General features: G+C 70.8%; 22 protein-coding genes. 5 read left to right on the top strand and 17 right to left on the bottom strand.

Features of this window, described 5'->3' with window-relative positions; genetic code table 11:
- Positions 1 to 37 precede the first annotated feature (37 nt).
- Positions 38 to 697, top strand: a complete 660-nt coding sequence (locus ABD140_RS25720) for an HNH endonuclease family protein (RefSeq protein ID WP_344243543.1) — start codon at positions 38 to 40, stop codon at positions 695 to 697.
- 4 nt (positions 698 to 701) lie between these two features.
- On the opposite strand, the gene ABD140_RS25715 is transcribed toward ABD140_RS25720, so the two are convergent.
- On the bottom strand, positions 702 to 1,088 hold the full coding sequence (locus tag ABD140_RS25715) for a luciferase domain-containing protein (RefSeq protein WP_344243541.1): 387 nt from the start codon (positions 1,086 to 1,088) through the stop codon (positions 702 to 704).
- Between the two features lie 87 nt (positions 1,089 to 1,175).
- Between ABD140_RS25715 and ABD140_RS25710 the strand changes: the two genes are divergently transcribed.
- On the top strand, positions 1,176 to 1,442 hold the full coding sequence (locus ABD140_RS25710) for a hypothetical protein (protein ID WP_344243540.1): 267 nt from the start codon (positions 1,176 to 1,178) through the stop codon (positions 1,440 to 1,442).
- A gap of 15 nt (positions 1,443 to 1,457) precedes the next feature.
- Here ABD140_RS25710 and ABD140_RS25705 read toward each other — a convergent pair whose 3' ends face one another.
- The 4 genes from ABD140_RS25705 to rplM all read right to left on the bottom strand — a co-directional run bounded on the left by ABD140_RS25705 (position 1,458) and on the right by rplM (position 6,163).
- Positions 1,458 to 3,482 (bottom strand): HelD family protein, encoded by a 2,025-nt coding sequence (locus tag ABD140_RS25705; protein WP_344243539.1) that lies wholly within the window; start codon positions 3,480 to 3,482, stop codon positions 1,458 to 1,460.
- A 175-nt stretch (positions 3,483 to 3,657) separates the two neighbouring features.
- Positions 3,658 to 4,998 carry a phosphoglucosamine mutase gene (gene glmM / locus ABD140_RS25700; protein ID WP_344243538.1) on the bottom strand — a complete coding sequence of 447 codons (1,341 nt, stop codon included), beginning with the start codon at positions 4,996 to 4,998 and terminating at the stop codon, positions 3,658 to 3,660.
- Positions 4,999 to 5,086: 88 nt separating this feature from the next.
- Positions 5,087 to 5,590, bottom strand: coding sequence for a 30S ribosomal protein S9 (gene rpsI, locus ABD140_RS25695; protein ID WP_344243537.1), 504 nt, complete (start codon positions 5,588 to 5,590; stop codon positions 5,087 to 5,089).
- A gap of 129 nt (positions 5,591 to 5,719) precedes the next feature.
- Positions 5,720 to 6,163 (bottom strand): 50S ribosomal protein L13, encoded by a 444-nt coding sequence (gene rplM / locus ABD140_RS25690; protein WP_344243536.1) that lies wholly within the window; start codon positions 6,161 to 6,163, stop codon positions 5,720 to 5,722.
- 338 nt (positions 6,164 to 6,501) lie between these two features.
- On the opposite strand from rplM, the gene ABD140_RS25685 reads away from it, so the two are divergent.
- Together ABD140_RS25685 and ABD140_RS25680 are read left to right on the top strand one after the other, a co-directional pair.
- A complete protein-coding gene (locus ABD140_RS25685) occupies positions 6,502 to 8,280 on the top strand; it encodes a hypothetical protein (RefSeq protein WP_344243535.1) in 1,779 nt (592 codons plus the stop codon).
- 52 nt (positions 8,281 to 8,332) lie between these two features.
- Entirely contained in the window at positions 8,333 to 9,610 is a 1,278-nt protein-coding gene (locus tag ABD140_RS25680; RefSeq protein WP_344243534.1) for a hypothetical protein, read from the top strand.
- Here ABD140_RS25680 and truA read toward each other — a convergent pair.
- The 8 genes from truA to infA form a co-directional block, all read right to left on the bottom strand.
- Positions 9,597 to 10,448, bottom strand: coding sequence for a tRNA pseudouridine(38-40) synthase TruA (gene truA / locus ABD140_RS25675; RefSeq protein WP_344243533.1), 852 nt, complete (start codon positions 10,446 to 10,448; stop codon positions 9,597 to 9,599). The genes ABD140_RS25680 and truA overlap by 14 nt on opposite strands.
- A gap of 111 nt (positions 10,449 to 10,559) precedes the next feature.
- Positions 10,560 to 11,054 carry a 50S ribosomal protein L17 gene (gene rplQ, locus ABD140_RS25670; RefSeq protein WP_344243532.1) on the bottom strand — a complete coding sequence of 165 codons (495 nt, stop codon included), beginning with the start codon at positions 11,052 to 11,054 and terminating at the stop codon, positions 10,560 to 10,562.
- A 92-nt stretch (positions 11,055 to 11,146) separates the two neighbouring features.
- Positions 11,147 to 12,163, bottom strand: coding sequence for a DNA-directed RNA polymerase subunit alpha (locus tag ABD140_RS25665; RefSeq protein ID WP_344243531.1), 1,017 nt, complete (start codon positions 12,161 to 12,163; stop codon positions 11,147 to 11,149).
- A gap of 103 nt (positions 12,164 to 12,266) precedes the next feature.
- Positions 12,267 to 12,893 (bottom strand): 30S ribosomal protein S4, encoded by a 627-nt coding sequence (gene rpsD / locus ABD140_RS25660; RefSeq protein ID WP_344243530.1) that lies wholly within the window; start codon positions 12,891 to 12,893, stop codon positions 12,267 to 12,269.
- A gap of 20 nt (positions 12,894 to 12,913) precedes the next feature.
- Positions 12,914 to 13,318, bottom strand: a complete 405-nt coding sequence (gene rpsK, locus ABD140_RS25655) for a 30S ribosomal protein S11 (RefSeq protein WP_106402417.1) — start codon at positions 13,316 to 13,318, stop codon at positions 12,914 to 12,916.
- A 61-nt stretch (positions 13,319 to 13,379) separates the two neighbouring features.
- A complete protein-coding gene (rpsM, locus tag ABD140_RS25650) occupies positions 13,380 to 13,760 on the bottom strand; it encodes a 30S ribosomal protein S13 (RefSeq protein ID WP_344243529.1) in 381 nt (126 codons plus the stop codon).
- 172 nt (positions 13,761 to 13,932) lie between these two features.
- Positions 13,933 to 14,046: a 50S ribosomal protein L36 gene (gene rpmJ / locus ABD140_RS25645; protein WP_106402415.1), complete on the bottom strand. Its 114-nt coding sequence runs from the start codon at positions 14,044 to 14,046 to the stop codon at positions 13,933 to 13,935.
- Between the two features lie 76 nt (positions 14,047 to 14,122).
- On the bottom strand, positions 14,123 to 14,344 hold the full coding sequence (gene infA, locus ABD140_RS25640; RefSeq protein ID WP_106402414.1) for a translation initiation factor IF-1: 222 nt from the start codon (positions 14,342 to 14,344) through the stop codon (positions 14,123 to 14,125).
- A 331-nt stretch (positions 14,345 to 14,675) separates the two neighbouring features.
- On the opposite strand from infA, the gene ABD140_RS25635 reads away from it, so the two are divergent.
- Positions 14,676 to 15,221 (top strand): hypothetical protein, encoded by a 546-nt coding sequence (locus tag ABD140_RS25635; protein WP_344243528.1) that lies wholly within the window; start codon positions 14,676 to 14,678, stop codon positions 15,219 to 15,221.
- Between the two features lie 29 nt (positions 15,222 to 15,250).
- Here ABD140_RS25635 and ABD140_RS25630 read toward each other — a convergent pair whose 3' ends face one another.
- Genes ABD140_RS25630 through secY form a run of 4 tightly spaced genes read right to left on the bottom strand, consistent with a single transcriptional unit; the run spans position 15,251 to position 18,514 of the window.
- Complete coding sequence (locus tag ABD140_RS25630) at positions 15,251 to 15,700, bottom strand: DUF1707 SHOCT-like domain-containing protein (RefSeq protein ID WP_344243527.1); 450 nt, start codon at positions 15,698 to 15,700, stop codon at positions 15,251 to 15,253.
- A 27-nt stretch (positions 15,701 to 15,727) separates the two neighbouring features.
- A complete protein-coding gene (gene map / locus ABD140_RS25625; protein ID WP_344243526.1) occupies positions 15,728 to 16,528 on the bottom strand; it encodes a type I methionyl aminopeptidase in 801 nt (266 codons plus the stop codon).
- A gap of 40 nt (positions 16,529 to 16,568) precedes the next feature.
- Positions 16,569 to 17,213 carry an adenylate kinase gene (locus ABD140_RS25620; protein WP_344243524.1) on the bottom strand — a complete coding sequence of 215 codons (645 nt, stop codon included), beginning with the start codon at positions 17,211 to 17,213 and terminating at the stop codon, positions 16,569 to 16,571.
- Positions 17,213 to 18,514 carry a preprotein translocase subunit SecY gene (secY, locus tag ABD140_RS25615; protein ID WP_344243632.1) on the bottom strand — a complete coding sequence of 434 codons (1,302 nt, stop codon included), beginning with the start codon at positions 18,512 to 18,514 and terminating at the stop codon, positions 17,213 to 17,215. Before secY ends, ABD140_RS25620 begins: the two co-directional genes overlap by 1 nt.
- Position 18,515 lies beyond the last annotated feature (1 nt).

Genomic DNA, 18,515 nt, shown 5'->3' with positions numbered 1-18,515 from the left:
AATATCGACATACCCCCTGAAACACAGAGGAGCGGCGATGTTCCGGCCCCTCGCCCTGGCGGCCTGCGCCGCCCTGCTGCTCGGCGGCTGCAGCGTCGAGATCGGCTCCGACTCCCCCGACCCGTCCCGCTCCCCCGGCACCTCCGGCACCGAGTCCGAGGGCGCGCTGGAGGACCTCGGCTCGCTGCCGATCGCCGAGGAGGGCGACGGCGGCGACTACGACCGCAGGGCCTTCGGCACCCCCTGGAAGGACGTCGACGGCAACGGCTGCGACACCCGCAACGACATCCTCGCCCGCGACCTCGCCTCGGTGACCCGCGCCGACGACGGCTGCCTCGTGCTCACCGGCGTCCTGGAGGACGACCCCTACAGCGACGGGAAGGTCTCCTTCACCCGCTCCAAGCCCGCCCAGGTGCAGATCGACCACGTCTACCCGCTGGCCCTGGCCTGGCGGATGGGTGCGGACGGCTGGCCCGCGGACCGCCGCGCGGAGTTCGCCAACGACCCTCTCAACCTGCTGGCCGTCTCGGGCCGGCCCAACCAGCAGAAGGGCGACTCGGGGCCCGCCGAGTGGAAGCCGCCCGCCGACTACCTCTGCACCTACGCCGGCCTGTTCGTCACGGTCGCCAAGAAGTACGACCTGCCGACGACGCGGGCCGACCACACCGCTCTCGGGGACTTCCTGAAGACCTGCTGAACGGTCAGCGGACCGCCGCGCCGCGCCCTATCCGGCACCATGGAGCGTTCCCGCGGCAGCCGCCTTCCGCGCACGACTTGATGGCGAGGCTCAGCAGCGACAGCAGCGTCCGCACGTCGCTCTCCCCGCCCAGCCGGAGCCGCACCGTTCCGCCGTCGACCCAGGCCCGGCCCGACCCGGCGAGCAGCGGCCCCAGCCTGGCCGCGCTCCGCTCCCCGAGCAGCAGCTCGGCCTCGTCGCCTTCGTGCAGATGCGCCACCTGGCACCCGGAGAACACCAGGGCCGCCCCGGTTCCGCAGTCCGCCCGGTGGACCGTGACACCCGGCCACGACCGGGTGAGCGTCAACACCCGCTGGGAGCAGGGACCCGCCACGTTCACGCCGACGTCCATGCCCACATGGTCGCCTGATTCCGCATCTTCCTGAACAACCGCGACACAAATCGTTACGCATGGATTTTCCGGGCGAGAATGGTCGGCATGGAAAACGCACAGTGCTGTGAAAAGGACACGCCGCGGGACGAGAAAGGGGCGGACGCGATAGGGGCCCAGGCGATCGGCGCGGCCGCGCGCGGCTCGCTGGCGGTCGGAACCGCCCTCCTCGGCGCGGCCGCCGTCGGCGCCCTGGCGATCGGCGCGCTGGCCATCGGCAGGCTGGCCGTCAAGCGGGCGGTCGTCACCCACCTGCGGGCCGGCACCGTCGAGATCGCCCACCTGAAGGTCGGCAGGCTGGAGATCGACGCCTGAGCCCGCGGGCGCGGCTCAGGCCAGGGCGCCGGGCAGGGGCGCGCGGTGCAGGACGGTCAGCGAGGTGACCGCGCGGGTGAGCACCACGTACAGGCGGGCCAGGCCGCGCTCCTCGGCCTCGACGATCTCGGCGGGCTCGGCGACCACGACGTGGTCGTACTCCAGGCCCTTGGCCAGGCTCGCCGGGACGAGGTGCACGCGCTCGCCCTCGACGCCCTCGGGCGTGAGCACGGCGTGGTCCACCCCGTTGCCCTCCAGCACCGCCGCCAGGTCCGCCAGGCGCCCGTCCGCGACGACGACACCGATGGACCCGTCCCGCGCCTGCGCCTCCAGCACCGCCGTGACGGCCGCGTCGTGCACGTCGCGCACCCGGCGCACCGAAAGCGCTCCCGTACCGGCACGCAGCGACTGGGGGGCGGCCAGGCCCGGCGCGACGGACGGCAGCAGCCGCGCCGCGTACTCCAGCACCTCCCGGGGCACCCGGAAGCCGAGGGTCAACTCGGTGACCTCGCCCTCCTTGCCGAGGTGGACCAGCACATCCCGCCACGAGCGCACCGCCCACGGCGTCGTGCCCTGCGCCAGGTCCCCCAGGACGGTCGCCGAGCCGGTGGCGCAGCGCCGCCCCAGCGCACGCAGCTGCATCGGCGACAGGTCCTGCGCCTCGTCCACGACCAGATGCCCCAGCGAGCCGGTGCGCTCGATGAGGTCGGCGAGCTCGTCGAGCAGCGCGAGGTCCGCCGAGGTCCATCTGGCCGAACGCACCGAGCGCGGCGCCTTGGCCCAGAGCAGCGCCGCCTGCTCCTCCTCGTCCAGCAGGCCCTTGGCCGCCCGCGCGAGGAACTCCGCGTCACCGAGCAGCCTGTGGAGGACCTGCTGCGGCGTCACCTTCGGCCACACCTGGTCGACGACCGCCTTGACGGCCTTGGAACGCGCGACGGCGTCGTGGACGCGGTCGTCCGGAGCCTCTCCACGCTGCTCCATCTGCACCAGGACGCGGTGCGCGAGCCGCTGCGCCAGGGTGTTGCGTCCGGCCGCGTAACGCGTCGTCCCGCGCAGGGAGGAGACCAGCTCCCGGATCTCGTCGGCCGGGATGCGGTAGCGCGAGCCGCCCTTCACGAACAGCAGCCCCGTCTCCGGCTTGTCCAGGTGCATCCACAACGCCTTCCGCAGCACCGCCGCCAGGCGCACGTCGCCCTTCAGCGCGGCCGTGGAGAGCGGCTCCGTCCCCGTGGGGACGCCCAGGAGGTCGTCGACGGTCGCCTGGTCCACCCGCACCTCTCCCAGCGCCGGGAGGACGCTGGCGATGTACGACAGGAACGCGCGGTTCGGCCCCACGATGAGCACCCCGGAGCGGCCCAGCCGCTCCCGGTGCGTGAACAGCAGGTAGGCCGCGCGGTGCAGCCCCACCGCGGTCTTCCCGGTGCCCGGCGCGCCCTGGACGCACACCGTGTCCGGCAGCGCCGCCCGCACGATGACGTCCTGCTCCGGCTGGATCGTCGCCACGATGTCGCGCATCGGGCCGGTGCGCGGCCGCTCGACCTCCTCGGTCAGCAGCCGCGAGGGCCCCAGCTCCCGCCCGTCCAGCGGCTCGTCCTCGAAGCCGGTCAGCTCGCCCCGGTCGAAACCGAACCGCCTGCGCCGCGCCACCCCCATCGGCTCCCGAGGACCCGCCTGGTAGAAGGCGCGCGCCACCGGCGCCCGCCAGTCCAGGACGAGCGCCAGCCCCTCCTCGTCGTGCACGTGCCGCCGCCCGACGTGGACGGCCTGCGGCAGGTCCTCGCCCGTACCGGGGTCCGCGTCGGCGCGGTGGTCGAGCCGCCCGAAGAACAGGGGCGTGTCCGGGTGGTCGGCGAGCGCGCGGACCCGCTGGTCCAGCAGCGACTCCAGCACCTGCTTGGACACCCAGTCGCCCGCCGCGTCCGCCGACAGCGACTCCGCGTGCTCGCGCATCCGGCGCAGCGCCTCGCGCGCCCCCTTCAGATGGGCGCGCTCGGCCTCCAGCACCTGCTGCGCATCGACTACGTCGGCTTCTCCGGGCATGCGTCGGCTCTCCTCCGGCGACGGACGAGACCGCAGCGAAGCGCGGATCGGCTGTCGCCTTCACGGGGATCTGGGGGTCGCCCCCAGAAGATGGAAGTTGGGCGAACCGAGCAGCTTAATGAAGAGCGTGGGCCGAAGAGAAACGGATTTCCCCGCCCGGCCGGACGGGGAGAGGTCAAAGGTGCGTGCGCACGACGTCGGCCAGGCGCTCGGCGATGGCGTGCGCCTGCTCCTCGGCCGCGGCCTCCACCATCACCCGGACCATCGGCTCGGTGCCCGACGGGCGGATCAGCACCCGGCCCGAGGCGCCCAGCTCCAGCTCCGCGGCCTCGATCGCCGACAGCAGCTCCTGCGACGTGCGGGCCCGCGCCTTGTCCACGCCCCGCACGTTGATGAGCACCTGTGGCAGGCGCGTCATGCACTTGGCCAGCTCGTCCAGCGGCCGCCCGCGCCGCGCCACCGCGCCCAGCAGGTGCAGGGCCGTCAGCAGGCCGTCGCCGGTGGTGCCGTGCTCCAGCATGATCACGTGGCCGGACTGCTCGCCGCCGAAGCCGTAGCCGCCCTCGCGCATCGCCTCCAGGACGTAGCGGTCCCCCACCGCCGTCTCCAGGATCTTCAGCCCGTGGCCCTGCAGCGCCAGCTTGAAGCCGAGGTTCGACATGACCGTCGCCACGACCGTCGCGGCAGGCAGCCGTCCCGCGTCGTGCAGCTCCAGCGCCAGGATCGCCATGATCTGGTCGCCGTCCACCACCTCGCCGCCGGACGTCACCGCCAGGCACCGGTCGGCGTCGCCGTCGAAGGCCACGCCGGCGTCGGCGCCGTGCCGCAGCACCGCCTCGCGCAGCGTGCCCAGGTGGGTGGAGCCCACCCCGTCGTTGATGTTGAGCCCGTCCGGCTCGGCGCCGATCTCGAAGACCTCCGCGCCCGCCCGGCGCAGCAGCCCCGGCGCCAGCGCCGCCGCGGCCCCGTGCGCGCAGTCCACCACCACGCGCAGCCCCGCCAGCGGGACCTCCAGCGTGGACAGCAGGTGCTCGGCGTAGCGGTCCAGCTCGCCGTGCGCCTCCACGACCCGGCCCACGCCCGCGCCGGTGGGGGCGTCCCACTCCTCGCCGAGCTTCGCCTCTATCCGGTCCTCGAGCTCGTCGGGCAGTTTGTAGCCGCTGCGGTCGAAGAACTTGATGCCGTTGTCGGGCGCCGGATTGTGCGACGCCGACAGCATCACGCCCAGGTCCGCGCCCAGCTCCCGGGTCAGGTAGGCCACCGCCGGGGTCGGCAGCACGCCCAGGCGCCGCACGTCGACGCCCGCGCTCGCCAGCCCCGCCACGACGGCCGCCTCCAGGAACTCGCCCGAGGCCCGCGGATCCCTGCCGACCACCGCGACCGGGCGGTGCCCCTCGAACGCCCCGGCGTCGCCCAGCACCCGGGCGGCGGCCATGGACAACTCCATCGCCAGGCGCGCGGTGAGGTCCCGGTTCGCCAGGCCCCGCACGCCGTCAGTTCCGAACAAACGACCCACAGCAGTTCACTTTCAATAGTCGGGGGAATGCCAAAACGGCGGACACCACTCCAGTGGTGCCCGCCGTCTGGTCAAGCAAGCGCGCGAATCAACGCTTGCTGTACTGCGGAGCCTTACGGGCCTTCTTGAGACCGGCCTTCTTGCGTTCCTTGGCCCGCGGGTCACGGGTGAGGAAGCCCGCCTTCTTCAGGGCGGGGCGGTTGTCCGGGTCGGAGATCTGCAGCGCCCGGGAGATCCCCATGCGCAGGGCGCCGGCCTGACCGGTCACACCGCCGCCGTTGATGCGGGCGATGACGTCCCACTGGCCCTCGAGGCCGAGCGTGACGAAGGGCTCGTTGATGAGCTGCTGGTGCACCTTGTTGGGGAAGTAGCCCTCCAGGGTGCGGCCGTTGATCGTCCAGTTGCCGGAACCGGGGACGATGCGCACGCGGGCGATCGCCTCCTTGCGGCGACCGGTCGCCGACGCGGGGCCCGTGGCGGCGGGCACGCGCTCGACGTTCTCCTCGTCCAGCACCACGGTCTCGGTGGTGTACTCGGACGGTGCTTCTTCGAAGGAGCCGAACTCTTCGAACGTCTCGGTGGACTCAGCCACAATTCTCCTCGTGTGGTCTTCTAACCGGGGCGGCGGACCCTGACTCGAGCTCCCAGGGCGCCCCAGCGGCCTCTTTTTCGGACGGTGGAGCCGGCACAAAGGCCAGATCTACTGGACGATCAGCGTGAACTACTGGGCGATCTGCGTGATCTCGAACGGCACGGGCTGCTGGGCCGCGTGCGGGTGGCTGGCACCCGCGTAGACCTTCACCTTGCCGAACATGGCGCGGCCGAGCTTGTTCTTCGGCAGCATGCCCTTGATCGCCTTCTCCACGGCCCGCTCGGGGTGCTTCTCGAGCAGGTCCTTGTAGAGAGTGGAGCGCAGACCACCCGGGTAACCCGAGTGACGGTAGGCCTTCTTCTGCTCGAGCTTCTTGCCGCTGAGCGAGACCTTGTCGGCGTTGATGATGATGACGTAGTCACCGGTGTCAACGTGCGGTGCGTAGATCGGCTTGTGCTTGCCCCGAAGCAGGATCGCGACCTGGCTGGCAAGGCGACCCAGCACGACATCGGTCGCGTCGATGACGTGCCACTGACGCTGCACGTCAGCGGGCTTAGGGGTGTACGTGCGCACGGCGTAAGCCTTCGTTTCTGTCGACTGTTGGGATCGGCCCTTCGAAAAGATCCGGACCGGGTGCCGGTGAGCATGCCTGACTGGCAACCCGACACATACAAAGGGGCAGGATACCCAAGCCCTGGAGCATGGGCAAAGCAGCGTCCCCGGACGGCGCACCGTTCGAGTGAACGGGACGGCGGTCACGAGTGCCGATCCTGCCTCTGACAGTATGCCTCCAGTATGCCCGAGAACTCTCCCCCGCTGGGCCGAATGAGCTGCACGGAGCCCCTGTCCGTGTCATGGTGGGACGAATTCGGGCCGAAGGGCACCTCGAAACGACCGATAGGCTCCGCAACATGGGTTATCCGGGTGACAACGACCAGCCGCCATGGGACAGCACTCCGCCGGAGACCGACCCCTGGTCACGGCACCCGTTGAGCGCGCCGGTACCGCAGCAGCCGTCCGACGACCATGAGACCCCTTCCTGGCACGGAGGAGAGCCCGCCTCCGCCGGCTGGGGCGCCGAGCAGCAGCCCCCCGCACCGGAGCAGGCGTCCTCCTGGCTGGAGAGCGCCGCCGCCCCGCCGCAGCCCCCGGCCGCACCGGAGTGGGCCGAATCACAGCCCTCCTGGGGCGACGACCCCCTCTCGGCCCCCGCCTCCTTCAGCAAGCCCGGCACCGACTTCGGCAAGCCCGGCACCGACGCCAACGCCACCTTCACCGACTCCTCCGGCGGCTGGCCGGAGGCGGGGCAGGCCGGCTGGCCGGAGAGCCCGAGCGGCCCGCAGGCCACCCCCTGGGACGACCCCGCGCCGCAGGCGTACGAGCAGCCCCCCACCGGCACCCACGCGCTGCCCGTCTACGACCCCCAGCCGTCCTACGACCCGCAGTCCTACGACGCGCCCCCCGCCTACGACGGGCACGAGCCCCAGGACTTCGCGCAGTCCGGCGGCTTCGAGACGCCCACCGGAGCCCTTTCCGCGCAGCCCTACGAGGCTCCCGGCGGAACCCAGGCCTTCCCTCCCTATGAGCCGCCGGCCTTCGAGCCTTCCCCCTTTGAAGCGCCGGAGGGCGCGCTGGCGTCACAGCCCTTCACCGGCGCCCAGTCCCTCTCCCCCCAGCCCGCCGCCTGGCCGGACCAGCAGGGCTACGAGCAGCCCTACGACCAGGGGTTCGAGCAGCCCTACGACCCGCACCCCCGCGACGGGCACAGCGGCGCCCAGCCGATGCCCCCGGCCGGCCTGGCCGCCCACCCGCCCCACGGCGGCTACACCGGCCCGCAGCCCGCCGTCCCGTGGCAGCCCCAGGGCGACGACGGCTTCGGTCCGGGCGAGCAGTGGAACGGCGACGGCGTCCCGGCCGGGGACGAGGGCCGGGGCAAGGGCGGCCGCAAGCCCCTGATCATCGGCGGCGCCCTGGTCGCCGTGGCGGCGGTGGGCGCCGCCGTCTTCGTGCTGTTCCCCGGCGACGACGACAAGAAGGAGACCGCCGCCAAGTCCTCCTCGCAGGTGTCCACCGGTCCCAGCGCCGGGACGGACGGCGGTCCCACCGCGTCCGCGCAGCCGAGCACCCCTCCGCCCGGGGCCTCGGGCGGCCTGCTGCAGAACCGCAAGACCGACCCCAGGCCGCTGTCCCTCGGCGAGGTCTTCCGCAAGAAGAAGTTCACCGAGAAGGGCATCACCTATGTGATGTCCGTCCGCAAGAAGGCGGTCTGCAAGGACAGCGTGCACGGCAAGGCGCTGCAGGCGGCGCTGGCCAAGGGCAAGTGCACCCAGTTCCTGCGCGCCACCTTCGCCACCGCGGGCGGCAAGATGATCGGGACGGTCGGCGTGGCCAACCTCGCCAGCGCCTCGGCCGCCACCAAGGCCGCCAAGGCCGCGACGGCCAAGGACGCCTACGTGATCGCGGTGCCGGGCAAGGGCGTCACCAGCAAGATCGGCCAGGGCGACGCGCTGGGCGCGGCGTGGAGCCGCGGCCACTACCTGATCATGACCTGGGTGCAGCTGCCGGACGGCAAGGCCATCCCGGCCAAGCACAAGAAGGCGGCGCAGACCTTCGCGCAGAGCACGGTCAACGGCAGCAATCTCGGCCCCGCCCTGCACATCAGAGATGAGACGGGCAAGCCGGGACTCTGAATTATTTGGCGAAGGCTCCACATACCTAGCGGTTTGACTACGCTGTACGACCATGTCCGGTCCTGATGACGGCCCGCCTGGAGCCGAGACCACCGAGACCGCGCCGGTCCCCCCGGCCCCGCCACGTCCCGGCCCCCGTGCCGGCCGGCCCGCGGCCACCGCGCCCGGCGGGCTTCCGGTGCAGGGGCCGCCCAGCGCGCCCTGGTGGGACGCCGCCGCGCCGGCGGGCGGCGAGGCCGAGCCGCCGGGCGTCCTGGTCGCCGGCCCCGGCGTGCCGTCGGTCGACACCCGCCGCGCGGTTCCGCCGAGCCTGCGCCCCGCCCCCGGGGCGGCCGAGGCCACGGCCACCATCAGCGACCTCTCCCCCGAGGACCCGCGGGCCGCGGTCTTCGCCGCGCCCGCCCTCCAGACCGTGACCGACCTGCCCGCGGGCGCCGCCGACGGCAAGAAGCAGGCCGAGCAGCGGCTGCTGGACTCCCCCGGCGCCTGGGCCTCCCCCTCCGCCGGGCCCGGCCAGACCATCGTGGACATGGCCGCCAGGCCCCCCGCCCCCGTCCCGGCCGCCGAGTCGCCCTCTCTCGCCCTGGCGCCCCTCCCCCGGCCCGAAGAGCCGAAGAAGAAGCGCACCGCCCTGTACGTCGCGCTGGCGCTCGTCCCCACCCTGGCCGTCGCGGGCGCCGCCTACGTGCTGCTCTCCGGCTCCGAGAAGGACCCCGCGCCCGCCGGCACCCCGATGACCGCCCGGACGTCCGCCGCGCCGCAGGCCGCCACGTCCCCTCCGGCACCGCCCGAGAAGACCCCGGGCAAGCCCGGGCCCCCCGCCGTGGACAGCGCCAAGACCGACCCGAAGCCGCTGACCATGGGCGAGGTCTTCCCCTCGAAGCGCCTCCGCCTGGACGGCCGCGACTTCGTCCAGGACCGCAAGTCCCTCAACCTGCGCTGCGACTACGCGGCCGGCGGCGCCATGGCCAAGCTCCTGGTGAAGCAGAAGTGCCAGGGCCTGGTGCGCTCCACCTACATCACCGGCAACAAGAAGATCGGCGTCACCGTCGGCGTCGTGGCCATGCCCACCAAGAAGGTCGCCCTCGCCGTCCGCAAGGCGGGGACCCCCGCCCGCAGGGGCGAATGGTTCACGCCGCTGCCCGGCAAGAACTCCAAGGCCGTCACCAGGCCCGGCGGCCACGCCGCCCTCGACACCTACGGCCGCTACGTGCTGTACGCCTACGCGCAGTACCTCGACGGCACCAAGCCCGCCAAGCGGCCCGAGGAGCTCGCCGCGACGGCCCGCTCCTTCCTGGCCTACGCGGGCGAACCGCTCACGAAGCGGTAGGCGAGGGGACGACCGGAGCGGGCAGCGTCCGCACCCGGCGGGTCTCCAGGGCGCGGTCGGCCAGCAGGTGGTCCTCCGGGTAGGAGACCTCCACCAGGATCAGGCCGTGGGCCGGCGCCACCTTCACCGCCGAGTCGCGCACCCCGGCCAGCAGCACCTCGCGCGGCCACTCCACCGGGCGGCGCCCGTCGCCGACCGACAGCACCGCGCCGACCAGGGCGCGGACCATCGAGTGGCAGAACGCGTCGGCCTCGACCGTCGCCACCGCCAGGCGCTCCTCCCGGCGCTCCCAGCCGTAGCGCAGCAGCCTGCGGATCGTGGTGGCGCCCTCGCGCTTGCGGCAGTACGCGGCGAAGTCGTGCTCGCCGACCAGCAGCCGTGCCGCCTCGTTCATACGGTCGACGTCCAGGGGCCGCGGGTGCCAGACGGTGTCCCGGCGGCGCAGCGGCGCCACACCCGTCGGCTCGTCGCCGACCCGGTACTCGTAGCGCCGCCGCAGCGCCGAGAAGCGGGCGTCGAACCCCTCGGGCGCCAGGGCCACCTCGCGCACCCGCACGTCCGGCGGGAGCACGGCGGCCAGCCTGCGCGGCATCGCCCTGCTGATCGGCTGGTAGGCGGCCGCGGGCACGACCACGTGCGCGACCTGGCCCGTGGCGTGCACCCCGGCGTCGGTGCGCCCCGCGACGGTCAGGACCGGCGGCGGGTCCAGCCGCATGATGCGGGCGAGCGCCTCCTCGACCACCCCCTGGACGGTGCGCTGCGCGGGCTGGCGCGCCCAGCCCGCGAAGTCCGCGCCGTCATAGCTGATGTCCAGCCGCAGCCTCACCAAGGCCGTCATGTGTGCTTCCCGCTCCCCACGTGCGAAGTTCCCCGGACACGGTGTCCCGGGAACGAACGGACCCGCCGCCCTCGGAGAAGAGGACGACGGGCCCGAAACGAGGCGATGCCTTTACTTCTCGGCCTCGGCGGCCTCGACCTTGGCCTCCTCGGCCTGCGGGGCCTCGGCGGCGACGGCCTCGGTCTGCTCGACCGTCGTCTCGGCCTCGGGCTCGGCGGCGGCGGTCTTGCGGACCGTCACGCCGGAGACCTGCTCGGCCACCAGCTCGATCACGGCCATCGGCGCGTTGTCGCCCTTGCGGGGGCCGATCTTGGTGATCCGGGTGTAGCCGCCCGGCCGCTCGGCGAAGTGCGGGCCGATCTCGGCGAACAGCTTGTGCACCACACCCTTGTCCCGGATGGTCTTGATCACCAGGCGGCGGTTGGCGATGTCGCCCTTCTTGGCCTTGGTGATCAGCTTCTCGGCCACCGGGCGCAGCCGGCGGGCCTTGGCCTCGGTGGTGGTGATGCGGCCGTGCTCGAAGAGCTGGGTGGCCAGGTTGGCCAGGATCAGCTTCTCGTGGGCCGGGCTGCCGCCGAGGCGGGCGCCCTTGGCGGGCTTGGGCATGGCTCTTCCTTCCTGCCCCAGCCGTGTCAGGTACTGGGGTCAGCTTGATGGACGACGCCCGGCGCCGCGGCCACGGCGCCGGACGGTACAGCTCAGTACTGCTCGGTCTCGGCGAACGACTCGTCGCCGTCGTCGCCGTAGGCGTCGGCGGCGGCGGTCGGGTCGAAACCGGGAGGGGAGTCCTTGAGGGACAGCCCCATGTCGTGCAGCTTCTGCTTGACCTCTTCGATGGACTTGGCACCGAAGTTGCGGATGTCCAGCAGGTCCTGCTCGGAGCGGGCGACGAGCTCGCCCACCGAGTGGATGCCCTCGCGCTTGAGGCAGTTGTAGGAGCGGACCGTGAGGTTGAGCTCCTCGATCGGCAGCGCCAGGTCCGCCGCGAGCGCGGCGTCCGTCGGGGACGGGCCCATGTCGATGCCCTCGGCCTCGACGTTCAGCTCGCGGGCGAGGCCGAACAGCTCGACCAGGGTCTTGCCGGCCGACGCCACCGCGTCGCGCGGCAGCATGCAGTGCTTGGTCTCGACGTCCAGGATCAGACGGTCGAAGTCGGTGCGCTGCTCGACACGGGTCGCCTCGACCTTGTAGGTGACCTTGAGCACCGGGGAGTAGATGGAGTCGATCGGGATCCGGCCGATCTCCTGCCCCGGCTGCTTGTTCTGGGTCGCCGAGACGTAGCCGCGGCCGCGCTCGACCGTCAGCTCCATCTCCAGCTTCGCCTTGCTGTTCAGCGTGGCGATCTTCAGGTCGGGGTTGTGCACCTCGACACCGGCCGGCGGCGCGATGTCCGCGGCGGTGACGTCGCCCGGGCCCTGCTTGCGCAGGTACATGACGACCGGCTCGTCGTGCTCGGAGGAGACGACGAGCTGCTTGAGGTTGAGGATGATGTCGGTCAGGTCCTCCTTGACGCCCGGCACGGTGGAGAACTCGTGCAGGACGCCCTCGACGCGGATGCTGGTGACCGCGGCGCCGGGGATGGAGGACAGGAGCGTGCGGCGGAGCGAGTTACCGATGGTGTAGCCGAAACCCGGCTCCAGCGGCTCGATGACGAACCGGCTGCGGTACTCGTCCACCTGCTCTTCGGTGAGCGACGGACGCTGGGCGATGAGCATGTGATGCTCGCTTTCTGTCGGGGCCGCCCGCTATTTGACGGCCATGACATAACGGACATACCCCCGAAGAGGCCGGATGACCTCTTCGGGGGCTGCGGAGCTCTTACTTGGAGTAGAGCTCGACGATCAGCTGCTCCTGGACCTGGGTGTCGATCTGCTGGCGGACCGGCAGCGAGTGGACCAGGATGCGCATCTTGTCGGCGACGACCTCGATCCAGGCCGGGACCTGGTGGGCCTCGGCCTCGGCGCGGGCCACCACGAACGGGGTCATCTCGGTGGACTTGCCGCGCACCTCGATGATGTCCTTCTCGGACACGAGGAACGACGGGATGTTCACCCGCTTGCCGTTCACCAGGATGTGGTTGTGGCGGATCGCCTGACGGGCGGCGTCACGGGACTTGGCGAAGCCGGCCCGGTAGACGACGTTGTCGAGGCGGCGCTCGAGCAGCGAGAGCAGGTTCTCACCCGTCTTGCCGGTCTTGCGGTTGGCCTCTTCGTAGTAGTTGCGGAACTGCTTCTCGAGCACGCCGTAGATACGGCGGGTCTTCTGCTTCTCCCGCAGCTGGAGCTGGTACTCGGACTCCTTGGTGCGACCGCGGCCGTGCTCACCCGGAGGGTAGGGCCGACTCTCGATCGGGCACTTGGCGCCCAGGCACTTGCTGCCCTTGAGGAACAGCTTGGTCTTCTCGCGACGGCAGAGCTTGCAGTCGGGACCGGTGTAACGAGCCATGTGTCTTTATCTCCTCGGCCTCAGACCCGACGCCTCTTGGGCGGGCGGCAGCCGTTGTGCGGAACGGGCGTGACGTCCTGGATCGAGCCCACCTCGAGGCCGGTCGCCTGCAGCGAGCGGATGGCGGTCTCGCGGCCCGAGCCCGGGCCCTTGACGAAGACGTCGACCTTGCGCATCCCGTGCTCCATGGCACGACGGGCGGCGTTCTCGGCGGCCTGCTGGGCGGCGTACGGGGTGGACTTGCGGGAGCCCTTGAAACCCACGTGGCCGGAGGAGGCCCAGGAGATCACGTTCCCGTTCGGGTCGGTGATGGACACGATGGTGTTGTTGAACGTGCTCTTGATGTGGGCGTGCCCGTGAGCGACGTTCTTCTTTTCCTTGCGGCGCAGCTTCTTCGGCGCGCCCTGGCGGCTCTTAGGAGGCATTGCTCTTCTTCACTCCAGAGGTCATCGGACCGGTGGCGGCGGGGCTCGCGCCCCGGCCGGTCTACTTCTTGCCGGCCTTCTTCTTGCCGGCCACGGTCTTCTTCTTGCCCTTGCGGGTACGCGCGTTGGTCTGCGTGCGCTGACCGTGCACGGGAAGACCCTTGCGGTGCCGGATGCCCTGGTAGCACCCGATCTCGATCTTGCGGCGGATGTCCGCCTGCACCTCGCGGCGCAGGTCGCCCTCGATCTTGAAGTTGGCGTCGATGTAGTCGCGCAGCGGGATCAGCTCGGCGTCGGTGAGCTGGTGCACCCGCATGTTCCCGTCGACCCCGGTCGCCTTGAGGGTCTCCAGGGCACGGGTGCGGCCGATGCCGAAGATGTAGGTCAGCGCGACCTCCAGGCGCTTCTCGCGCGGGAGGTCGACACCAAGGAGACGTGCCATGTCGGGCAGTGTCCTTTCAGTCGGCGGAGGTCCTACCTGCCGCGGCCCCGTCCCTGCCCAGGACGGGCCCCGGCCTCCGACCGGGGGTCACTCGCCCGTATCCGTGCCTGGAAGGCCCGGACGTGGCGAACTGCGGCATGTTGTCAGTTGTGATGGTGCGGGAGAACGAGTCTCAGCCCTGACGCTGCTTGTGGCGCGGGTCCTGGCAGATCACCATGACGCGGCCGTGCCGGCGGATGACGCGGCACTTGGAGCAGATCTTCTTGACACTCGGCTTGACCTTCACTGGGTCTCCTAGCTTGATGAGCAGGGTCATTCCCGCCTGCCACAGCGGAAAAGGCAACCCCAGTCGGTGTACCTGTCTACTTGTAGCGGTAGACGATCCGACCCCGGGTCAGGTCGTAGGGAGAGAGCTCCACCACGACCCGGTCGTCGGGCAGGATCCGGATGTAGTGCATCCGCATCTTGCCGCTGATGTGCGCGAGGACCTTGTGCCCGTTGTCGAGCTCCACCTTGAACATCGCGTTCGGGAGGGACTCGATGACAACGCCCTCGATCTCGATGGCGCCTTCCTTCTTGGCCATGGCCTCCGCGCTTCGCTGATCGGTTTCGTCTGCCTCCCCGGAACACCCCTGTCCGCACGGCTGCGCCGTCAGGAACGAGGGAGTCTCCCAGGACGTCCAGCCCACCTCGGCACTCGACCGGAGGAGGGTTCGTGGGATCCGCCGCCGCAAAACGGGACGAGTTCACCTCGCCTCGCTTTACGCGAGCATGATGATCCGACACTGGACCGAATGATGAGTCTACGCGACGCGCCCGGCGTTTGCGAAATCAACCGCACGCCGAGCTGCACCGCATCGCCGCCACCGCCCTTACCGGCTTTCACACCACGCTCAGGCGCTGTACGTTTCAACCATGGCGGCTTATGACTTCGAACTGGTCCTCAGCAGACCAGTGTTCGAGCATGAGCTCGATCCATTGTTCGAACGCACACAAGGATACGTCACCGTCGCCTGTGTGCGGACCGCCGCCGAGGTGACCGGCCCAGGCCAGGCCCGGTGCCACTGGGACGGGCCCTCCCTGGCCGCCGCGGTGGTCGAGGTGATCACCCGGGTGGAGGCCGCCGTCCCCGGCATCGTCATCCGGCGGGCGGAGGCCGACCCTCTGCTGGCCCTGCGGGAGATAGCCGAGCGGGTGGGCCGCACCGTGGAGTCGGTGCGCCTGGCGAGCAACGGCCAGCGCGGTCCCGGCGGCTTCCCCAAGCCCGAGACCCACCGGTTGTGGCGCTGGTCCCACGTCGCCGCCTGGTACGGGATCGAGGACCACGTCCTGGACGAGGCGGGCCCCACCATCCGGGCGGTCAACGGCTGGCTCGCCCTGCGCGAGGTCGTGCCGGACCTGGCACCCGACCCGCGCGCCCTGGTCGCCGCGCTCACCCGCGCGATCCGCGCCACCGCCTGAACCCGGGGCACGCCCGGGCCGCCGGACGGTCAGTCCCCGCCCGAGCGGGGGTTGCCGAAGAGGGTGCGGGCCAGCAGCACCGCGCCCCAGGGGCCGGCCACCCACAGGAACCAGGGGTTGAGCCACTCACCGCTGGAGACGCTGGAGACCAGCCAGATCGTGAAGACGACGAGGTTCGCCGTGGCCCAGGCCGCCCAGCCCGCCCGCAGCCCGCCGCTCTCGCGCTGCAGCTCCGCGGGGGTGCGCACCGCCGGGACGGAGTCCTTGGCCGCCGCCAGCGGCAGGTCGTAGAGGTCCTGCGCGGGGAGGTCGGCGGTGAGCTGCTGCAGACCGCCCATCGTGCGGGTCTCGTACACCGCGTCCAGGCGCTCGTTCAGCTCGTCCTGGGTGAGGCGGCCCTGCGCGTAGTTCTCCCGGAGGACCTCCGCGCACTGCTCGCGGTCGCGGTCGGACGCCCGCATCTCCGGATTCTGCGGCATCCGGGTCCCTCCTAAGATCAGCGTCTGTCAGAGCAATTGTGCGATGCGCTCCCGCCATCCCTCAAGCGCGGTCAGCACCTGGGGGCCTTCCGGAGTGATCGCCACCGTGTGCTCGAAGTGGGCCGAGGGCCTGCCGTCGACCGTGACGACGGTCCAGCCGTCCTCGAGCTCGTGGGTGCCCGCTTCGCCGAGGTTGACCATCGGCTCGATCGCGAACACCATGCCGGGACCCAGCTTCATGCCGCCGCCGCGGCGCCCCACGTTGGGGATGAAGGGCTCCATGTGCATCTCGGTGCCGATCCCGTGCCCGCCGTAGCCTTCGACGATGCCGTAGCGGCCCTGAGCCTGCACGTAAGAGGCGACCGCGTGCCCGATGTCGCCGAGGTTGCCTCCGGCCTTGCAGGCGGCCAGGCCTCGCCACAGGGACTCCTCGGTCACCTTCAGCAGCTCCGCCACGTCGGGGGCGACCTCGCCCACCGGGACGGTGACGGCGGCGTCGCCGTGCCAGCCGTCCACGATCGCGCCGCAGTCGATCGAGACGATGTCCCCCTCCTGGAGGACCCGCTCGTCGCTGGGGATGCAGTGGACGATCTCCTCGTTGACCGAGGTGCACAACGTCGCCGGGAAGGGGGTGATCGGCCCGGGTACGCCGATGAAGGATGGGATGCCGCCGCCGCCGCGGATGTTGTCCTCGGCCAGCCGGTCCAGCTCCTTGGTGGTGACTCCCGGCTTGACCGCCGCGGCCACCAGCGCCAGTGTCTCGCCGACCAGCCGGCCGGCGACGCGCATGAGCTCGATCTGCTCGGGCGTCTTCACCTGGATGCGCATCCGCCTTCTGAACACCCGTCCCCCCCTGCTGCTGTCTTACCTACTCCGGACGGAGCGCGGCGAGCGCGCGCGCGGTGACCTCGTCCACCGTGCCGGTGGCCTCGATCCCCGCGAGTACGCCCTCCTTCTCGTAGAACTCCACGAGCGGCTCGGTCTGTTCCTTGTAGACCTCGAGCCGGTGCCGGACGACCTCTTCCTTGTCGTCGTCCCGCTGGAAGAGCTTGCCGCCGCAGTCATCGCAGATGTCGTCGCGGCCCTCGTCGAAGTCGACGTGCCAGATCCGGCCGCACTGGCCGCAGGTGCGCCGGCCCGACAGCCGGCGGACGACCTCGTCCTCGTCCACGACGAGTTCGAGGACCTTGTCCACGGCCTGGCCGTTCTCGGCCAGGATGTCGCGCAGCGTCTCCGCCTGGGGGACGTTGCGCGGAAAGCCGTCGAGCAGGAAGCCGCCGGCGGCGTCCGGCTGCGCGATCCTGTCCCGGACCATGGCGACCGTGACCTCGTCCGGTACCAGGTCGCCCTTGTCCATGTACTGCTTGGCGAGGACGCCGAGCTCGGTTCCGCCGCTCACGTTGGCGCGGAAGATGTCACCTGTCGAGATTTTCGGGATCGACAGATGGGATGCGATGAACTGGGCCTGAGTTCCCTTGCCCGCTCCCGGGGGGCCCACCAGCACGATGCGCACTAGCGGAGGAATCCTTCATAGCTACGCTGCTGGAGCTGCGATTCGATCTGCTTCACGGTGTCCAACCCAACGCCGACGATGATCAGGATGCTGGTGCCGCCGAAGGGGAAGTCCTGCGCTGCGCCGACGAGCGCGAACGCCACCATCGGGATGAGGGCGACCAGACCCAGGTAGAGCGAGCCGGGAGCGGTGATCCTGCTGAGCACGTAGTCGAGGTACTCGGCCGTGGGCCGCCCCGGACGGATACCCGGGATGAAACCACCGTACTTCTTCATGTTGTCGGCGACTTCAGTGGGGTTGAAGGTGATGGCCACGTAGAAGTACGTGAAGAAGATGATCAGGGCGAACGTGACGGCCATGTTGACCGGGTTGTCCTGGGCCATGTAGGCGAGGACGTACTTGGCGAGGAACTCGTTGTCCGGCCAGAGCTGACCCGCCAGCTGCGGCAGGTACAGCAGCGAAGAGGCGAAGATCACAGGGATGATGCCCGCCTGGTTGACCTTCAGCGGGATGTAGGTCGAGGTGCCGCCGTACATCCGGCGGCCGACCATGCGCTTGGCGTACTGCACGGGGACGCGGCGCTGGGCCTGCTCGACGAACACGACCGCGGCGACGATCGCCAGACCCACCAGGATCACGATCGTGAAGATGAAGCCGCCCTTGGTGCGGAAGATGTTCGCGAACTGCTGCGGGAAGGTGGCGACGACCTGCGTGAAGATGAGGATCGACATGCCGTTGCCGATGCCCCGGTCGGTGATGAGCTCGCCCAGCCACATGATGACGGCGGTGCCGGCGGTCATCACGATCACCATCGAGATGACGGTGAACAGGTCGGTGTTGTAGAGCAGGTCACCGCTGGCCTGGCCCTGGAACAGGTTGCCGGTCGCGGCCATGGCCACGATGCCGGTCGACTGCAGGATCGCCAGCCCGATCGTCAGGTACCGGGTGTACTGCGTGATCTTCGTGGTGCCGGCCTGGCCCTCCTTCTTGAGGGCCTCCAGCCGCGGGATCACCACGGTGAGCAGCTGGATGATGATGCTCGCGGTGATGTAGGGCATGATGCCCAGCGCGAACACCGACAGCTGCAGCAGCGCACCACCGCTGAACAGGTTGATCAGTGAGTAGAGGTTCTTGTTCGCCCCGCTCTCGGCGGCGTCGAGCGCCGCCTTGACCGCACCCACGTCGACGCCGGGCGTCGGGAGCAGTGACCCGATCCGGAAGACGAGGATGATGAGAAGCGTGAAGAGAATCTTCTTGCGCAGGTCAGGCGCCTTGAACGCCCTAGCGACAGCGGTGAGCACC

Origin of the sequence: Actinocorallia libanotica (assembly GCF_039525175.1) — a bacterium.
In the GTDB taxonomy this organism is placed as follows: domain Bacteria; phylum Actinomycetota; class Actinomycetes; order Streptosporangiales; family Streptosporangiaceae; genus Actinocorallia; species Actinocorallia libanotica.
Note: the sequence above shows the minus strand (reverse complement) of the source record. Positions and strands in the feature narration are given on the sequence as shown.